The organism is Myxococcales bacterium (assembly GCA_016720545.1).
In the GTDB taxonomy this organism is placed as follows: domain Bacteria; phylum Myxococcota_A; class Polyangia; order Polyangiales; family Polyangiaceae; genus JAAFHV01.
In genome coordinates, this window is the sequence record JADKKK010000001.1 from 706286 (window position 1) to 722641 (window position 16356).

13 protein-coding genes are annotated in these 16356 nt (G+C 71.2%); 3 read left to right on the plus strand and 10 right to left on the minus strand.

Annotation, left to right across the window (positions count from 1 at the left end; genetic code table 11):
- Nucleotides 1-173: 173 nt before the first annotated feature.
- From IPQ09_02925 to IPQ09_02960, 8 genes are all read right to left on the minus strand, one after another.
- Nucleotides 174-1481 (minus strand): TolC family protein, encoded by a 1308-nt coding sequence (locus IPQ09_02925; protein MBL0193175.1) that lies wholly within the window; start codon nucleotides 1479-1481, stop codon nucleotides 174-176.
- Nucleotides 1478-2188 (minus strand): TetR/AcrR family transcriptional regulator, encoded by a 711-nt coding sequence (locus tag IPQ09_02930; GenBank protein ID MBL0193176.1) that lies wholly within the window; start codon nucleotides 2186-2188, stop codon nucleotides 1478-1480. The genes IPQ09_02925 and IPQ09_02930 overlap by 4 nt, the downstream gene beginning before the upstream one ends.
- Before the next feature lie 40 nt (nucleotides 2189-2228).
- The gene (locus IPQ09_02935; protein MBL0193177.1) at nucleotides 2229-3404 is read right to left on the minus strand and encodes a PrsW family intramembrane metalloprotease; all 1176 of its coding nucleotides are present in this window, start codon (nucleotides 3402-3404) and stop codon (nucleotides 2229-2231) included.
- A 90-nt stretch (nucleotides 3405-3494) separates the two neighbouring features.
- A complete protein-coding gene (locus IPQ09_02940) occupies nucleotides 3495-4421 on the minus strand; it encodes a hypothetical protein (GenBank protein MBL0193178.1) in 927 nt (308 codons plus the stop codon).
- 137 nt (nucleotides 4422-4558) lie between these two features.
- Nucleotides 4559-5224 carry a hypothetical protein gene (locus tag IPQ09_02945; GenBank protein ID MBL0193179.1) on the minus strand — a complete coding sequence of 222 codons (666 nt, stop codon included), beginning with the start codon at nucleotides 5222-5224 and terminating at the stop codon, nucleotides 4559-4561.
- The gene (yacG, locus tag IPQ09_02950) at nucleotides 5221-5403 is read right to left on the minus strand and encodes a DNA gyrase inhibitor YacG (protein ID MBL0193180.1); all 183 of its coding nucleotides are present in this window, start codon (nucleotides 5401-5403) and stop codon (nucleotides 5221-5223) included. Before yacG ends, IPQ09_02945 begins: the two co-directional genes overlap by 4 nt.
- A gap of 40 nt (nucleotides 5404-5443) precedes the next feature.
- A complete protein-coding gene (locus tag IPQ09_02955; GenBank protein MBL0193181.1) occupies nucleotides 5444-6604 on the minus strand; it encodes a VWA domain-containing protein in 1161 nt (386 codons plus the stop codon).
- A gap of 125 nt (nucleotides 6605-6729) precedes the next feature.
- Entirely contained in the window at nucleotides 6730-9015 is a 2286-nt protein-coding gene (locus IPQ09_02960) for a (Fe-S)-binding protein (protein MBL0193182.1), read from the minus strand.
- 142 nt (nucleotides 9016-9157) lie between these two features.
- Between IPQ09_02960 and IPQ09_02965 the strand changes: the two genes are divergently transcribed.
- The 3 genes from IPQ09_02965 to IPQ09_02975 all read left to right on the plus strand — a co-directional run bounded on the left by IPQ09_02965 (nucleotide 9158) and on the right by IPQ09_02975 (nucleotide 12520).
- Nucleotides 9158-10039, plus strand: coding sequence for a hypothetical protein (locus tag IPQ09_02965; protein MBL0193183.1), 882 nt, complete (start codon nucleotides 9158-9160; stop codon nucleotides 10037-10039).
- Nucleotides 10040-10091: 52 nt separating this feature from the next.
- Nucleotides 10092-10976 carry a hypothetical protein gene (locus IPQ09_02970; protein MBL0193184.1) on the plus strand — a complete coding sequence of 295 codons (885 nt, stop codon included), beginning with the start codon at nucleotides 10092-10094 and terminating at the stop codon, nucleotides 10974-10976.
- Nucleotides 10977-11074: 98 nt separating this feature from the next.
- On the plus strand, nucleotides 11075-12520 hold the full coding sequence (locus IPQ09_02975) for a hypothetical protein (GenBank protein ID MBL0193185.1): 1446 nt from the start codon (nucleotides 11075-11077) through the stop codon (nucleotides 12518-12520).
- 260 nt (nucleotides 12521-12780) lie between these two features.
- Here the strand turns inward: IPQ09_02975 and IPQ09_02980 are convergent, their stop codons facing one another.
- A complete protein-coding gene (locus IPQ09_02980; GenBank protein MBL0193186.1) occupies nucleotides 12781-14649 on the minus strand; it encodes a protein kinase in 1869 nt (622 codons plus the stop codon).
- Between the two features lie 147 nt (nucleotides 14650-14796).
- Nucleotides 14797-16317: a protein kinase gene (locus tag IPQ09_02985; protein ID MBL0193187.1), complete on the minus strand. Its 1521-nt coding sequence runs from the start codon at nucleotides 16315-16317 to the stop codon at nucleotides 14797-14799.
- Between the last annotated feature and the right edge of the window lie 39 nt (nucleotides 16318-16356).

Below are 16356 nucleotides of genomic sequence, written 5' to 3' on the forward strand. Positions count from 1 at the left end.
AGACCTTCGTTCGCCCCTCCGGGGCTCACTTCGAGGTTCATCCCTTCCTCCCTTCGGTCGGGCGGCATAGACCTTCGTTCGCCCCTCCGGGGCTCACTTCGAGGTTCATCCCTTCCTCCCTTCGGTCGGGCGGCATAGACCTTCGTTCGCCCCTCCGGGGCTCACTTCGAGGTTCATGGCGACCTCCCGGCGTCGGTCGCGTGGCCGCCCGCGGCGAGGCGAAGATCGGCGCGTGAGAAGAGCAGATCGCCGTCGGCCTGAATGCGCGTGACCTCCGCCTGAAAGGCGTCGCGCTCGGCGACGACGACGTCGAGGAACGTGGCGGTCCCCGCCTCGTAGCGCTGCTTCGCGGTCTCGGCGGCGAGGCGGCTCGCGACGAGCCCCGCCCGGGCCGCCCGCGCCTTGTCGATCTGGGCGCGCACGAGATGCCAGGCGCCGAACACGCGGTCACGGGCCGCCGCGCGGGCGCGCTCCTCGCGCACCTTCGCGGCCTCGGCCGAGCGCTCCTGGGCGTTCGCGGCGCTGAGCTGCCCTACGTCGAAGCGGATCGCCGCGGTGGCCGAGAGCGCGTAGATGCTCGCGCGGTCTTGGAAGCCCGTGGCGTTGGTGAGGCGCTCCTGCGCCGCGACCGACAGCGTGGGCAGGAGCGATGCGCGAGTCGCCGTCGCGCTGCGCTCGAGGGCGCGCGCGTCGGCGGCCGCGGCCTTCACCGCGGGGTGTCCGTCCAGGTTGCGCCCCTCCCACTCCGACAGCGGCGCCTCGGGCTGGAGATCGGCCGTGAGCGCGGGCGCGCCCGTCGAAGGGCGCTGGCCCGAGTCGGTCTCGAGCGCGCGCCGGGCGACGGCGACCTGGTAGGTCGCGTCCGCCACGATCTGCTGGCCTCGCGCCACCTCGACCTGGGCCCGACGCCCGTCGAGCTCCTGCGCGAGGCCCGCCGCCCTTCGGGCCTCCACGAACGAGGCGTTCTTCTCGGCGGCGGCCAGCGTCCGCCCGGCCGCCTCGCGCACGGCCTCCGCCGCGACGACCTGGTAGTAATCGCGAGAGACGGCGCGCTCCACGTCGAGCTCCACGACCTTCGCGCGCGACTCGGCGGCCTCCAGCGTGCGCTTCGCAGCCCCTATGCGCTCCCACTGACCGACGTCGACGACGGTCCAGCTCGCGGTGAGGAAGAGATCGGCCTGGTTGAGCGGCACGATGGTCTTGTCACCCACCTTCGCCTCGTACTGGTTGCGCGTCAGGGTGCCCTGCGCGCCGAGCACCGGGAGCAGCCGCAGGTTCGCGGCCGAGACCTCCCCCTCGCGCTGGGCGAGCGTCGCGCGGGACTCGCGCGCGTCGAACCCCTGGCGCCGCGCCGAGGCGACGAATCCGTCGAGCGGCTCGAGGGCGTGAGCCGACGAGGGCGCGGCGACGCCGAGGGCCAACGCGAGGCCCCACAGGCCCCGGATAATAAGTGAGTGGTCACTCAACATAAGGGTTCTCATCGCGCCGTTCTCCTGCCCCCAAAGGCCGCCTTGCCCGCCTTCGTCGCGTGGCCCGCCTCGCTCGCGCCGCCCGGCCCGGCCATCGCGCCCACCACGCCTGGCTCGGGCGCCACCCCGTGGAGGAACAGCGTCGCGTGCGCGCTCGCGAACTCGCTCGACGTCATGGGGTGGACCTCGGTGCCTACGAAGCGACGCATCACGTACCCGACGAACACGTAGTGCCAGAGCGCCCCGACGAACATCCGCGCCATGGTGTCCGTGGGCCCGGCCCGAAGGCGACCGTCCTCGACCAGGGCCGTGAACAGCGCCTCCACCGCGCCGATCGCGCGGATCGGGGGAGGCACGCCCGGCCCAAAAAAAGGCTCGCATTCCTGCGACATGGCGCCGGCCATGTGCATCACCACGAAGGGCACGACGCGCTCGAACTTCGTGAGCATCGCCACGCTGAGCTCGCGCAGCACTTGCTCCACGGGCTTGTCGCGCGCCCCCAGGGCGACCTTCGCGACCAGCCCGGCGATGTCGATCTCGGCGGAGAGCGCCAGTTCGAAGAGCCTGCGCTTGGTGCCGAAGCGCTTGAACAGCGTGCCCTCGGACACGCCCGCGCGCGCCGCGATCTCCGCGGTGGTCGCGGTGACCCCGCGGGCGACGAAGACGTCTCGCGCCGCCTCGAGCAGCGCTGCGTCCGTGATGGAAGAGGGGCGGGCCATTAGTGAGTGAACACTCACTTATTACCGCGCTCCTGAGATGTCAAGGCTCGGGCATGTGCGGCCGACCGACCCACGCGCCCGCGCAGGCCAGCGCCCACGCGACGGGCGAGCAGGTCAGCGCGAACAGCAGCGCGATCGGGGCCGCGAAGCCGAGCACCCCGAGGACCAGAACGATGGCGAGGCCGCTCGCGAGCGCCGGCTCGAGCAGCGACGGCAGCGACGAGGCCTTCGCGAGCAGGTACCCGCTGAGGGGGAACGCCGAGAGCACGCCGGCGCCGAGCAGCGCGACCGGCCCGGTGGTGGAGACGTCGCGTTCGTCGACGATCGAGAAGTCGACGTGCGCCCAGTGCCCAAACGCGACCGAGGCGCCGAGGCCGAGGATCATGGCGCCGATGGTCATCAGCGCGCCGAGCACGATCCAACCGACGACCAGCGGCCTGCCGCGCCGCCGCAGCGCCTCCCGCACGGTGCCGAGGCTCGGCGGGCCGCTCGTGGGATCGAGCGACACGGGCTCGAGGCGGTTCTCGGTGGACGGCGCGGCGTCGCCGCGCTGCCGCAGATCGCGGGCGGCGAAGAACGCGAGCGCCCCCATCGGCAGCAGCAACGGCAGCGTCGCGGCGAGCGCGCCCGAGCCGCGCCCCCACACGAGGTGCGAGTAGAGCCCGTGCGCCAGCGTCGCGAGCAGCCACGACGCGGGGAAGATGGGGCCTGGGGTCTTCTGCCGCCTCGCGCGGCCGAGCGCGTAGCCCCACGCCGTGGCGAAGAAGAGGTTGGCGGGGAGGGCCAGCGCCGCGCGGGCGAGCCACACGACCTCGTGCGGCGTGACCATGAGCATGCGCGCGTTCTGGGTGACCGCGAAGCCGAGGGCGGAGGCGGCCGCGTACACGACGCCGTCGTAGGGCTCGTCGAAATGCCTCGAGCGAAACGCGGGCCACATCGCCGCCACCTTGGCGGCCTCCCGCACGGGCGCGACGAACGCGAAGATGAAGACCAGCGCGCCGGCGTTGCCCGCGACGTGGGTCCGCACGTCGAGGCCCGTCCACCGCGTCGCGAGAAACTCGAGGTAGAGCGCACCGCCACCAAACGCGCCGCCCAAGAAGAAGGTGGTCAGCACGATGGGCACAGGCTCGCGCCGCGTGTCGGAGAAGAACACGAGGCCGAGCAACAGCAGGGCCGGCACCACGGCCGGGACGAGCCACCACAGAGTCGAGAGCACTGCGAGACCTTAGCGTCCCGCAGCGCGGGTGGACACCCGTCGTTCAGTCAGGCGCACCCTCACGCGCGGCGCGGTCCGCGCGGTGATCGGTCACGGCCCGAGGTGGAGGCCGAGGCGGAGCGCGCCTGCGAAGCCGAAGCCGAGCGACTTGCCGTCGTACTGGTAATACGGGCTGTCCCGCACCTGCGCCTGGATCTCCTCCGGCAGCGCCGAGATGTCGGACTTGGGGCGCTGGAGCGACAGAAAATCGCCGGTGAGGCCGACGCCGACAGACACGTAGTTGTTCAGGAAGTAGTCCAGGCCGACGTCGAGCCCGGCGTTCCACCCGCGCACGCTGACGCTGTCGGCGAGGGCCTGCGACGCCGGCGCGGTCGATGAGGATCCCGACGGGCCGAACAGATCCCCCAAGGAGCCCACGCCCGAGTAGCCGCCGTGCGCGCCGATGAGCACGTCGACCGCGGAGATGGGCAGCTTGAACAGGAGCTCGCCGTTGGCCTGCACGAGGTTGAACGGCGACAGCTTGTGCCAACGCAGCTTGAACCCAAGGCTCACGATCACGATGCGGAACCCCGCGCCCACCCCCGCGACGAAGCCGCCGCCGCTCGCGTTCTCGATGGCCAGGTTCTCGGCCGAGAACTGCCGCATGTTCACGTAGCTCGGGCCGATCTCGCCGTTGACCCAGAAGATCTCGGTGAGCCGGCTGCCCTCGCCCTCCGCCTTCGCCTCCGCCTTCGGATCGCGGCCGGGCTCTCCCGAGCGCGGCGAGGTGGGCGCGAGCTCGCTCGGCAGACCCGAGGGAGGCGGCGCGACTGGCGGCGGGGCAGCCGAGGGCGCCGTCGCGGGCGCGGGCTGGGCTGGGGCGACCGCAGGAGGCGGCTCCGCCGGTGGCGCGGCGGGCGCAGGCGGCGCCGGGGTGACTGCGGGCGGCAGCTCGGCTCCTTGAGCCTCGGCCCTCCGCGCGACGCCAACGACGCCAAGCCCGACGAGAAGAACACCCAAGGTCCGACGGAGCGCCATACCTCGTACGATACTCTTCACCCCATGTTCATTCATGGCTTCCTCGCAGGCTCGCGCACGCGCGGCCGCGAACGGATGACCTGGGTGGCGAGATCGCGTCGCTTCGCGAGCGTTCCTGCTCGACGAGCGCTGGCCCGCTACAGCCCGAAGTGCAGGCCCGCGCGGGGCCCGACGAACAGCCCGAAGCGGGGATCTCCGCCTCCGAAATAGAGATCGGGCGACACCGACGCGCCCACGGAGAAGGCGGAGCTCAGATAGTAGTCGAACCCGAGATCGAGCCCCGCGTTGCCGCCGCTCGAGCCGCCCGTGTTGGTGACGCCTGCGTATCCGCCGTGCGCGCCGAGCACGAGATCGGACGACCCCAGCACGAGGTGGTAGGCGGCCTCGCCGTTGACCAACAGCAGGTTGGCGCTGCCCAGCTGATCGCGGACGCGGGCGCCCAGGGTGAACGTGAGCAGTCTCACGCCCACCGCGGCGCCGAAGCCGAAGAACCCCGAGCCGCCGGTGCCGGCGATGAAGCCCCCGCCCAGGTCCGCGTTGACGTACACGAGCTCGAGCCGACGGCCGCTGTCTTCGCTCTCACCCTCTTGCAGCTGCGCGACGGTGCCGCTCGCCCCGGGCGCGGGTGCGCCAGGTGCGCCAGGTGCGCCAGGTGCGCCAGGTGCGCCAGGTGCGCCAGGCGGTGGCGTGGGCTGCCCGAAGGGAGCGGGAGGGACCAACTGCGCCGAGGCGTCTCGCGGCGCGGCGAGCGAGAGGAGGGCCAGCGCGACGAGCGCCCCCGAGCAATTGCGTGCAGTCTTCACGTACCCTCCAGCTCCGCGGCGAGATCGGGATCGAGATCGAGATCGCTCGACGGCACGCGGTATTCTTCGTTCAGCCAGCGCCCGAGATCCACGCTCTTGCAGCGTGGTCCGCAGAAGGGTGCGGCGGGGTTCTCCGCGCGAGGGGCGGCGGGGCGGGAGCAGACGGGGCAAGCGCTCACGGACGAAACTCTACCACGGCGCCGGCGCGGGCCGCGCCGCTCAGCGAGGATCAGCCGCCTTGCAGCCGACGACCGCCTCGATCTTGGTGCCGGCCGCGGCGTTCACCTTGGAGCAGAAGTCCGCGCACAGGAGGATCTTCTTCGGGGCCAGGTTGTCGTCGTAGTACCAGGCGTTCGGGTTCGCGGCGCACTTGCTCTCGTCGGTCACCCGCACGAGCAGCTGCGGAGCGGCTCCGGGGAACGTCGCCTGCACCGCGACGGTGGTGGGATCCGACGCGGCCTGCTGCGGGACGCTCAGCTCGCACGCGAGCCTATCCACGGTGCCCTTCGCGATGTTGTCCAGCACGCCCGAGTAGTCGGTCTTGCAGACCGAGTCGATGATGCCCTTGGTCAGCTGGCTGAGCTGCTGGTACTGCGAGCCGTTGTTCTCGGAGGTCGAGCACTTCGCTCCCGTGACGAACGCGGTGCCGGGGGTCCAACCGGCGATCGTGTGGAAGATGTACCGGCGATTGGCGGCGGTGCCGAACATGCCGGCGGGCGCCTTCGCGAGCAACTGGGTGTCGAACGTGGTGTGCGCGAGCGACGACTGGTCGTCCGTGACCTCGACGAACACCTTGTAAGCGTCCATGCGGAGGTGCTTGTTCCAGGCGAGCGCCGCGTTCGGGCTGTCGTAGGTGGAGAGGATGAGCTGGAGCGAGTTCGTGCTGCCGACGCTCTGGTTGATGTGCCAGAACAGCGGAGGGTTGTCAGCGCAGTTCGCGCCAGCGAGGGGCGCGCCCACGCAGATGACGTTGCCCGTTTGGGTGGAGCTCGAGGCCTTGGTGACGATGAAGATGACGCGGTAGTCGAGCCCGCTCATGCCTATTTTGGCCGCGAACTGGTTTACGTTCAGCTTTATCTGCCTCATCTCCTCGGTCATGCTGCCCGAGTTGTCGATGACGAAGATGATGTCGACCTTCGCGCGCTCCACCTGAGCGACGCTCGACGCGCACCCGTCGGGCTTCGCGTCGCTCAGGCCCGCCGCGTCGCCGCCGCCGAACGGGCCGTTCGGGCCGCCGGTCGAGGTCCCCGAAGGGCCGCCGCCGCTGTCGGGGGTGTCAGTCGGGAACGCGTTGGGCGCGTCGGAGCTGCCTCCACACGCGGCGCCGACGAGCGCCGCGCTCGCGAACGCGACGGTGACGAACAGTCGGGCTCTTCGCATTCGCATTCGCGTTCCCATGCGCACCTCCAGCGCCGGTCGCGGCGCCTTCATGGAGCGTCCCACGCGAAGGGCTCGAGCGCAACGACGTTGGCCGCCGCGCGTCCCCGGCCGCCCCCGCTCTTCGGCTACTCTTCGGCCGCCGCCTGCTCCTCGCCCGAGGGGGGCGCGGGCGCCTCCGGGGCCGGCGCAGACTCGGCCGGCACGCACGAGCGCGCGAGGAGCTCGGCGACGTCGAGCTGCTGGATCTGGTCTTCCAGGCTCTGGCTCTTCAGGCCGTCGGTCAGCATGGTCATGCAGAACGGGCACCCGCTCGCGATGGTCTTGGCGCCGCTGTCCACGAGCTGGAGGGTGCGCTTCACGTTCACGCGGTTCGTGTTCTGCTCCTCCATCCACATCTGCGCGCCGCCCGCGCCGCAGCAGAGACCGCGCTGTTTCGTCCAGTAGTCCGGCTCGACGAGCTCGACCCCGGGGATCGCGCGCAGGATCTCGCGCGGCGACTCGTACACCCCGTTGTAGCGGCCAAGGTAACAGCTGTCGTGATAGACCACTTTTCCCGTGACGGGGTTCGTGGGCTTGAGCTTCCCCATGGCGACGAGGCCCATCAGGAAGTCGGTGTGGTGCACCACCTCGAGGGTCGCGCCGAAATCGGGATACTCGTTCTTCAGCGTGTTGAAGCAGTGCGGACACGCGGTGATGACCGTGCGCGCGCCGCCTTGCTCCTTGTACGCGTTCAGCACCGAGGCGTTGGTCTCGGCGAGAGTGGCAAAGAGGATCTCGTTACCCGCGCGCCTCGCGGGATCCCCCGTGCAGGTCTCTTCCTGGCCAAGAATCGCGAAGTCGACGCCGGCGAGCTTCAGCAGCTCCGCGGTCGACCGCGCGATCTTCTTGGCGCGGTCGTCGTAGCTGGCCGCGCAGCCAACCCAGTAGAGCACCTCGGCGTCGGGCTTGTCGGCCATCATGGGAATGTCGAGGCCGTCGGACCACGCGCTGCGATCCATGCGCGACAGGTTCCACGGATTGCCGTTGACCTCCATCGCCTGGAACGGCTTGGCGAGCTCGTGGGGGAACTCGTTCTTCACCATGACGAGGTTTCGCCGCATGTCGACGATCTTGTCGACGTAGGTGATCATCACCGGGCACTGCTCTTCGCAGGCGCGGCAGGTGGTGCACGCCCAGAGCACGTCCGGGTGGATGATGTTGGGCACGAGATCGGTAATGGTGAACGCCGGCGGGAGGGCCGAGCCCTCCTTCTCGTCGGCCATCGCCTCGGCGCTCTTCTGGCCCTCTTCGAGCGCCGGGTCGGCGCCGCCCCAGCGCATCTCCTTGGCGGTCCACATCGCCTCGTTTTCGTAGAGGTGGTCGCGGAGCGCGAGGGTCAGGTGCTTCGGCGAGAGGATCTTTCCGGTGCGGTGTGCTGGGCAGTTGTCGGAGCAGCGCCCGCACTCGGTGCAGGTGTAGAAGTCGAGCACGGCCTTCCACGAGAACTGGTCGATACGCGCGGCGCCGAAGCCGCCGGCCAGCGGATCGGCGAGCTCGGCGACCTCGCCGAAGCGCTCCATCAGCTTCTCGGTGTTCTCGGCCATGGGGCGAAGTCGACCGGGCGGATCCATGTCCTTCAGGAACACGTTCGGGATCGCCGTGATGACGTGGAAGTGCTTCGAGTGCGGCAGCAGGTTCATGAAGATCAGCACCAGCGCCGAGTGGATCCAGAATCCTCCCTGCGCGATGGCGATGAGGGCCGCGGGCGGAAGCCCCTTGAACGCGGCGGCGAACGCGGAGCCCGCCGGCGACGGGAAGAACGAGAACCCGGCGTGGGCCTCGGTGCCGAGCGGGTACGGCGCCGTGATGACGGCGATGCGCTGGCACTGCTCGAACGTGGCGAGGGCCGCGTCGGGCGCGCAGATCTCGCCCTGCCGCGCGGCGAGCACGAGCGAGGCGCCGTCGTAGGCCATGTCGGCGACCATCATCGTGAAGATGATGGTGAGGATGAGCGTGGCCTCGGCGCTCAGGGTCATGCGCTTCTGCGGCTTGACGAGCCGGAAATAGAAGAACACCGACACGCCGAGGATGACGAGGACGGACACGATGTCCTTCGCGAACTCGTACACCTTTCCCACGGGCTGGGACGGCCCGAGGATGAACAGATTCCACGCCGGGTAGATGCCGCGGCCCCACAGCACGAGCGTGCGCAGGGTGAGGGTCAGGAAGCCGAAGAAGATGAGCTTATGGGCCCAGCCGGAGGGCTGGTAGTAGTCCATTTTCTCCTGCTTGAACGCGTAGTTCCAGACAGCGAGGAGGCGCTCCTCGAGCTTGTCCAGCCGGTTCGCCCCCGTGCCGATTTGGAGCAGCTGCCAACGTCGGATCGCCGACCACGCGAACACGGCGTGAGCGACGACGATGAGCGCGATCATCACGGGAGGGTTCATGGAGGTGTCCTCCATATAGGGTGGTGGCCCAACGCGTCAAATGGGACGGCTTCGATCCGCGTCGAGGGGGTCCGGCGTGCGCGGCCGCCGCTTGAGGGGCCCGCCCCTCCTCGGCTAGGGTTGGCCAGTGGTCGGCGTCACGAGCACCGCGCGGGCGAAGGGGATCCGCCCGGTCCTCGTCGCCCTCGCGTGCGTGAGCCTCACGGCGTGCGCGAACGTGGAGGCGCGGCCGCTCCCCGTGCGCGCGCACGTGCCCAACGCCGCGGAGGCGCCTGGCAGACCCGCCGCCGATGCGCTGGAGACCACGGTGCGCGCGGCGGTGGCCGAGTGGAACGCCGCCCACGCCGCGCACGACCGCAGGCGCCTCGAGGCCGTCTATGACACACACGTGCGGGTTCGCGGCGGCGGCGTTGGCGGCACCGGCCCCCTCACCGGCCCGCTCACCCTCGCGCGCGACGCGCTCTTGCGGGTCAAAGAGGCCGATTTCGCGCGCTCTCCGGCCAGCGTGCCGCTCGTCGTCGGCGTGGAGCTCGACCGCACCACGCCCGGGCTCCCCAAAGCGCGCGTCCGCCGCGAGGTACGGGCGGTGAACCGCATCGCCTCGAGCGAGCTCACGCTCACCTTCTCCTGCGATCGCGCGCGCTGCCTCGTCGAAGCCGAGGACGACGACGCGTGGACGACCTCGGGCCAGCGCGCCGCCACCCTCTTGTCCCGGCCCGGCTCGTGCGTCGAGGCGCTCACGCGCCTCCTCGGCTCCGTGCCCGACGCGCGCGCGCGGCTCGCGGGCCGCGCCCCCGAGACGGCGTTCGTGGTGCTCAGCACGCCCCCAGAGACCCCCGTGTACAGGTTCGCGCTCGCGGCCCTCGATCCCGGCGCGGCCGCGCCGTCCGCGATCTACGAGCTCACGCCCCGCACGCTGGAGATCCGCGAGGCGCTGCCCGGCGACCTGACGCAAACCGGCGATTCGGGCGCCGCCGAGCGAGCCAAGCGAGCGTGTGTGTCCAGGTAGGCAACGCGCGCAAAGTTCCCGCCCGCCGCGCCTCAACGAGTATCGTGGGGACGTGGCCACGACCGCGTTCAGGGACGACGTTGGGCCCCGGCGGCCGGCGCGGCGCGCCGGCGTTCGCGCGGGCGCGGTGGCTCCGTTTGCGCTCGCGTTGAGCGCGTGCGGTGCGCTCTCCGCAGACCCCGAGAGCCCGATCGTCCTCACCACCTTCGCGGTGGAGGTGTCGGTCCCCACCACCGCGAGGAACCCCCACGTGGCCCTGGTGTGGCAGGGGCAGCGCGTTGCCCTCCTGCAAGGGTCGAACGAGCTGCCTCTGGCGCCCGGACACCACGGCGCGCTGTCGATACCGATCCGTACTGCGCCGCCGCTCGATGCGATCCACCGCGTAGACGTGGCCGCGGGCGAGTCGACCGCGTTTGGGTTCGCGGTCGGCGCGCTCGTCGCCTACGAAGAGGTAGACGGGAGGCCCGGATTCACGGAGGGCGACCCTGCCCTGGCCTTGAGCCGTACGACGTACGTCGTCTGGCTCGAACGCCCGCCCAGCGCCGCGGAGGCACGGCTCCTCGCCGACGGCGCCGGGCGGGTCCCGGTGGCCGGGTTCAATTTCCAGCGCCTCGACAAGCCGGGAGCCCGCTGGCTGTCGCCCACCGACCCGTCCCCACGGCTCGACACGCCCACCGACGGGCAGCCGCTCACTCTCCCTGACCGTGTGTGCTCACCGCTCTATGGCCCGGTGCCCGACGCGCCACTTCCAGCGTACGACCTCATCACGACGTTTCCCCCCGAAGGCGCGTTCGAGCTGAGCTGCGCGGCCCGCACCCTCGTCGTGCGAATTTGCTACGCCGACCGGGTGTGCGCGGCCCGTCTCGACTGCTCGCGGACCCGAACCCTCGCCCCCACCGAGCAGCCCCCCCCGGGATGGCCATGCCCGGTCCAGTGAGGGGCCGGGCCCTGTCCCGCCTGGCGCTCCCCGCGCTGGCGGTCGCTGCGGGCCTCCTCGTGGGCTCACCCGCCCACGCTCTCGGGCCCCGAGGCGGCGTGCGCGTGCTCGTGGTGCTTGGCGGGCCGGGCCGCGACGCCGAGGTCTCGCGCACCGTCGAAACCTTCGTGCGAGGCGGCTTCGTGAGGCCCGGGCGGGCCATCGCCGTCCCCCACGCGACCCAGGCCCAGGTGGGAGAGGCGTTCGCCCGCGCACGCTCCCTGGCCGAGCGCTTCGCCCCAGAGGAAGTGTTCCTCGTGGTGGTGGCGCTCGGCGAGAGCCCCGTCCCGAGCGAGCCCGGCGAGGCGCTCGCGCTGACCGACGGTCCCCTCCCGCTCGCCACCCTCGCGACGCTGAGCCGCGACCTCCCGGCGGCGCTTCACCTCTTGGTCTCGGAGGTGTGCGAGCAGCGGGACGGCCCCACGGAGCTCGCGCTCGGGCGGCTGGCCGGGGGCCCGACGTGGCTGCGCGCCCGAAGCCCCTGCGGCGGCCGGCCCACATCCAGCTTGCTCCCCGAGACCCCTGGCTCCCCGCCGCCATCGCTCGCGACCGACTGGCTCACGGGCCTGGAGGCGGCGGCCGACCGCAACGACGACCATCGCGTCACGCTCGGAGAGAGCTACGCCTACGTCGCGGCGCAGGCCGCCGAACGAGGCCCCGTGAGCACCACGGGCCCGTTCCTCGATCCGGCGTCCGAGGTCGTGCTGACACACGACGCGCCACCCGCCACCGAGATCGCGCTCCGCCGGGGTCGGGGGATCACCTACCGGTTCTTCGAACACGGTCGGATCCCCCCTTTCGCCGAGGTGCGTTCGCTCGCCGACCGCGAAGTGCGCGTGCGCGTGCCGCCCACGCGCCTCGTCGTCCACGCGCTCGACGAGCGTGGGCGGGCCGGCGCCATCGAGCTCCGCATGACCTCGGGATCGCTGCATTTTCTCTCCGCGGCCGACGTCCGCGCCGAGGCCCCCTCGGTGCTTGGGCGCGAGGGCGGAGCGCTCACGCGGGCCAACCACGAGGTGTCGGTCAGCTACGGCGCGGGCGTGGGCGGGTACGCGTCGGTGGCGCATGGCGGTACGCTCCGCTACGCGTACGCCTCCGACCGGTACGCCCTCCAGCTCGCGGGCACCGCGGCGCTGGCCGGCAACACCACGACCGCCAACGAGAACCTGTTTACCGTGTTCGGGGCGCGGCTACGGGCGGAGCGACGGTGGCTCTCCGGGGCGCCGCTCCTCGCGGTCGGAGTGGGGGTCGTGGGCGAGTTCGCCGTGCAAACGCTCCGGCGCACGGACTCCGCTCGCGTCCTGGCGGCCGGCTATCCTACGGAGCAGCGCTTCCGCGCCGCGGGCGCGGGCCCCGAGGTGTACGCGAGCCTCCGCACGACCATCGGAGGGACCTCGTTCTTCGGGCTCGAGGTCGGCGGGGCCTTCCCCCTGGTCCCGGTGGGGGAGTCCTTCCGGATGTTCCCGCGGGCCGAGGGCTCGGTCTTCGCCGGCCTGGTCTACTGAAAACATGAAGCACGGCCCCGAGGCTGGGGCGGCGTGCGCCTTTTCGTGCCCGCGAGAGCCAACCAGCACGCCGCGAGATGACGGCAGAAACCAGCAGAACAAATGGATTTCTCTCCCATTCGGAGAGAAAGACGCGCCACCTTGAGCCAAATGGGCGAAGAGATCTCGATTCTTCGGGAACAAACGGCTCCTGGTGGGGGAATGGCCAAGAAAAGTATCCGTGCAAGGCTCCAGCTTGGCCAGTCCGTGCCAAAAGCGCTCTACTTGCACCAGACCTGGATGGCTCCATCGCGCTGCGGGCCCGGGGGCATGGCGCGCGCCTGCTGGCACTTCATGCTGACGGGCGTGGGGGTCGGTGACGGATTCGTAGGCGTCGGCGCAGGCTGCACCGGCGGGAACGGGAACGGGAACGGGAGCGTCGGCGCGGGCGTCGGCGCAGGCGTCGGAGTTGGCGTCGGCGCAGGCGTCGGGGTTGGCGTCGGCGCAGGCGCAGGGCCGGGCCCCGTGGGCTTCGGGCCAGGCCCGGCGGGCTTCCCAGACGGCTTGGGGGGCGTCGGCGCGAACGTTGGCGCGGCGGTGGCGGCGGGGTCGAGGGGCGCGTGAGTGTCCGCGGTGGTCGGGACCGTGCTGGTCGGCTCGGCCGTCGTGGCGGGCGTCGTCGGGGTGGTGAGGCCGAGGGGGACACCTGACGTCGTCGGGGTCTTCGACGAGAAGAGCCCATTTCCCACCCCGGTCGCGGCGACGACGATGGCCGTGACGCTGAAGAGCGCGATGATCCCAGCCCCGATGAGGAGCCCCTTGCCTCTCCGTGGCGCGGCGGACGAGCCGCCGTGGTGCACGGGGGGGCGGTGCAGAGCCGCGTGAGCCCCGCCGGCTGGACCGTAGGCGGGCGCCGGGCGGTGGGGCGCGCCGCCGTAGCCCGCCCCGCTGGCGTACGGGGCCGACGCGGAGGCCGCGAACGCATCCATGGCCGGAGCCCCCGGCTGGGTTCCCCCTGCGGGGGAGGCCAACGCGCCGACCGCCGGCGAAGGGGGGGAGAATGAAGGGGCGGAGAACGACGCGGCGGCGTAGCCGGGCGCGGCGGGCGGGACATAGGCCTCGCCGATCTCGGTCGATCGGCGCGCGGCTTGAGGGGGCGCCGCGGGGGCGACCGGCAGGACCGACGCCAGCGCGAGCGGCGCGCCGGGATCCGTGGTCCGCTCGGCCGCGAACGCCTCGATGAAGGCGGCGACCGTCGGGAAGCGCGCATCGGGTGCCTTCGAGAGCGCGCGCTCGATGGCCTTGCGCATCGGCCTCGGCACCACCTCGCCCTCGATGGGCTTCGGTGCCATTCGCATGTGCTGCGTGGCCCACTCCCACGCTGTGTTGGCGCTGAAAGGGAGCTCGCCCGTGAGCATCTCGTAGGCCATCACGCCGAGTGCGTAGATGTCACTTCGGGCGTCGACCGACGTGCCGGTGAACTGCTCCGGGCTCATGTAGGGCGGGGTGCCGAGCACCGTGCCCTGCTGCGTGAGCTTCTGGTCGGCCGAGGTCGCGGACTCGCGCTTCGCGATGCCGAAGTCGAGCAGCTTCACGAAGTCTTCCTGCCCCGCGCGGCTCGTGAGGATGATGTTGTCGGGCTTCAGGTCGCGGTGGACGATGCCGAGCTCGTGCGCCTCGCCGAGCGCGCCGCAGACCTGCGCGAGGATCTTCTTCGTGCGCTCCGGCGAGAAGCGTTTCGCCGCGGTCAGCGCGTCACCCAGGCTCTGCCCCTGCACGAGCTCCATCACGATGAAGAGCTGGCCCGCGTCGCTCGTGCCGAAGTCGAAGACGCGGATGGTGTTGGGGTGCTCGAGCGCCGCGACCGTGCTCACCTCGCGCTGAAACCGCGTCCGGATGGCCTCGTCCTGCGAGAGGTGCGCGTGGAGCGTCTTGACGGCGACCTTGCGAACCGTCGCGCCAAGGTTCTGCTCGGCGAGGTACACCGAGCCCATCCCGCCCTCGCCCAAGAGCTTCACGATGCGGTAGCGCCCGGCGATCATCTGGCCGATCAGCGGGTCTTGCCCAGCGGTCTTGGCGAGCGCACCGCCACATTTGCCGCAGAACGGCTGGGACGCGATGACCGGGGCTTGGCAGTGGGGGCAGTTCATTTCGGGCGCGAGGAGCGCGAGAGGCGCTCCCTGTTTCTCCCTTCCGTGGAGTCTTTCCGCGAGGCTCACCGGAAGGATAGACGAGAGACAGCAGCGTTTCGGTCTGCCCCGGACCAGGCGTTTACGAAACTTCAGACACGAACGGGGTCACTTTCCGCAGAATTTCTTGATCATCGCCGCGTTCCCGCTCTTCTTCGCGTTGGTGCACATCGGGCTCTCACTCAGGCCGGGGGTGGGAGGTTTCACCGTCGGCGCGGTCGACCCCTTGGGCTTCGCCGTGCCTCCGCCGCCGGCTGGAGGGGTCACGGTCCCGCCGCCGAGCGGAGGGGTGTCTCCCCCGCCGCCGAGCGGAGGCGTCGCGACCGTGGCGGTCGGCTCGGCCGTGGGCTCGGCCGTGTGCGGGGCGCTGGCTGTCACGGGGGGCGGCGCGGCGAGCACCGTGGTCTTGTTGCTACTGCTGCCCTTCAGCGCGACCACGAGCACGATCACCACGACGACCGCCAGGGCCCCGGCGATCCCCAGGATGATCCCGGTGTTGCTCTTCGCGGGGGGCTCGGCGCGGCCCGGGGGCGGGCCGGCGGCCGGGGGCGCACCGTAGGCGGCCGCCGCGGGGGCCCCATACGCCGGGGGCGCCGCCGGAGGCGGGCCGTACGCAGCGGGCGGGGCGCCGTAGGCCGGCGGCGGCGCGCCCATGGGAGCCATCGCGCCGACCGCGGGCTGGCCCATCTCCGTCTTGACGGGGGTCCGCTGCGAGGGGACCACGGGAGCGGCGGTGGGCACCGTCGAGGCGCCGCCTGCGAACGCCTCGATGAACTCCTTCGCCGACGCGGGCCGATCGTCGGGGCGTTTCTCGAGCGCGCGCATGATCGTCGCGCGCGCCCGCTCCGGAAGCAGCCCGCCGTTGGGCTGCGCCTCGATGGGCTTCGGCTGCGCCGTCATGTGCTTCGTGGCCCACTCCCACGCCGTGTTCGCTTCGAAAGGGAGCAGGCCGGTGAGCATCTCGTAGGCCATCACGCCGAGCGCGTAGATGTCGCTGCGCGCGTCGATGGGGAGGCCCGTGAACTGCTCGGGGCTCATGTACGGCGGCGTGCCGAGCACCATGCCCTGCTGGGTGAGCTTGGCCTCGTTCGGGTCGTGCTCGGAGCTGCGCTTGGCGATGCCGAAGTCGAGCACCTCCACCCAGTCGGTCTGGCCGGCGCGATCGCAGAGGACCACGTTCTCGGGCTTCAGATCGCGGTGGACGATGCCGGCCTCGTGCGCCTCCTGGAGCGAGCCGCAGACCTGGGTGAGGATCTTCTCGACCCGCACGGGGTCCATCGCCCCTTCCTTCTCGATCACTGCGGCGACGCTCTTCCCCTTGATGAACTCCATCACGATGTAGAGGAGGCCTTCGGGCGTGGTGCCGAAATCGAAGACCTGGATCGTGTTGGGGTGGTGCAGCTGCGAGACGGTCCCGCACTCGCGCGCGAAGCGCGCCTTGATCTTCTCGTCGGTCGACAGGTGCTTGTGCAGCGTCTTGACGGCCACCTTCCGGACGGCGGTGCCCATCTGCTGCTCGCCGACGTACACGCAGCCCATGCCGCCCTCACCGAGCAGCTCGGTGATCTTGTACTTACCGGCGATGGTGGTGCCGATGAGCTGTGCTGCGTCTCCGCCTTCTGCTTCCATCGGCTGAAGCGTCGCACAAATCGACGAAAGCCTCCACGC

What these genes read in the sequence shown, in the direction of transcription:
- IPQ09_02925 (MBL0193175.1), bottom strand. Translation starts at nt 1,481, where the DNA reads ATGAGAACCCTTATGTTGAGTGACCACTCACTTATTATCCGGGGCCTG.
- IPQ09_02930 (MBL0193176.1), bottom strand. Translation starts at nt 2,188, where the DNA reads ATGGCCCGCCCCTCTTCCATCACGGACGCAGCGCTGCTCGAGGCGGCG.
- IPQ09_02940 (MBL0193178.1), bottom strand. Translation starts at nt 4,421, where the DNA reads ATGGCGCTCCGTCGGACCTTGGGTGTTCTTCTCGTCGGGCTTGGCGTC.
- IPQ09_02955 (MBL0193181.1), bottom strand. Translation starts at nt 6,604, where the DNA reads ATGCGAAGAGCCCGACTGTTCGTCACCGTCGCGTTCGCGAGCGCGGCG.
- IPQ09_02960 (MBL0193182.1), bottom strand. Translation starts at nt 9,015, where the DNA reads ATGATCGCGCTCATCGTCGTCGCTCACGCCGTGTTCGCGTGGTCGGCG.
- IPQ09_02980 (MBL0193186.1), bottom strand. Translation starts at nt 14,649, where the DNA reads ATGAACTGCCCCCACTGCCAAGCCCCGGTCATCGCGTCCCAGCCGTTC.
- IPQ09_02985 (MBL0193187.1), bottom strand. Translation starts at nt 16,317, where the DNA reads ATGGAAGCAGAAGGCGGAGACGCAGCACAGCTCATCGGCACCACCATC.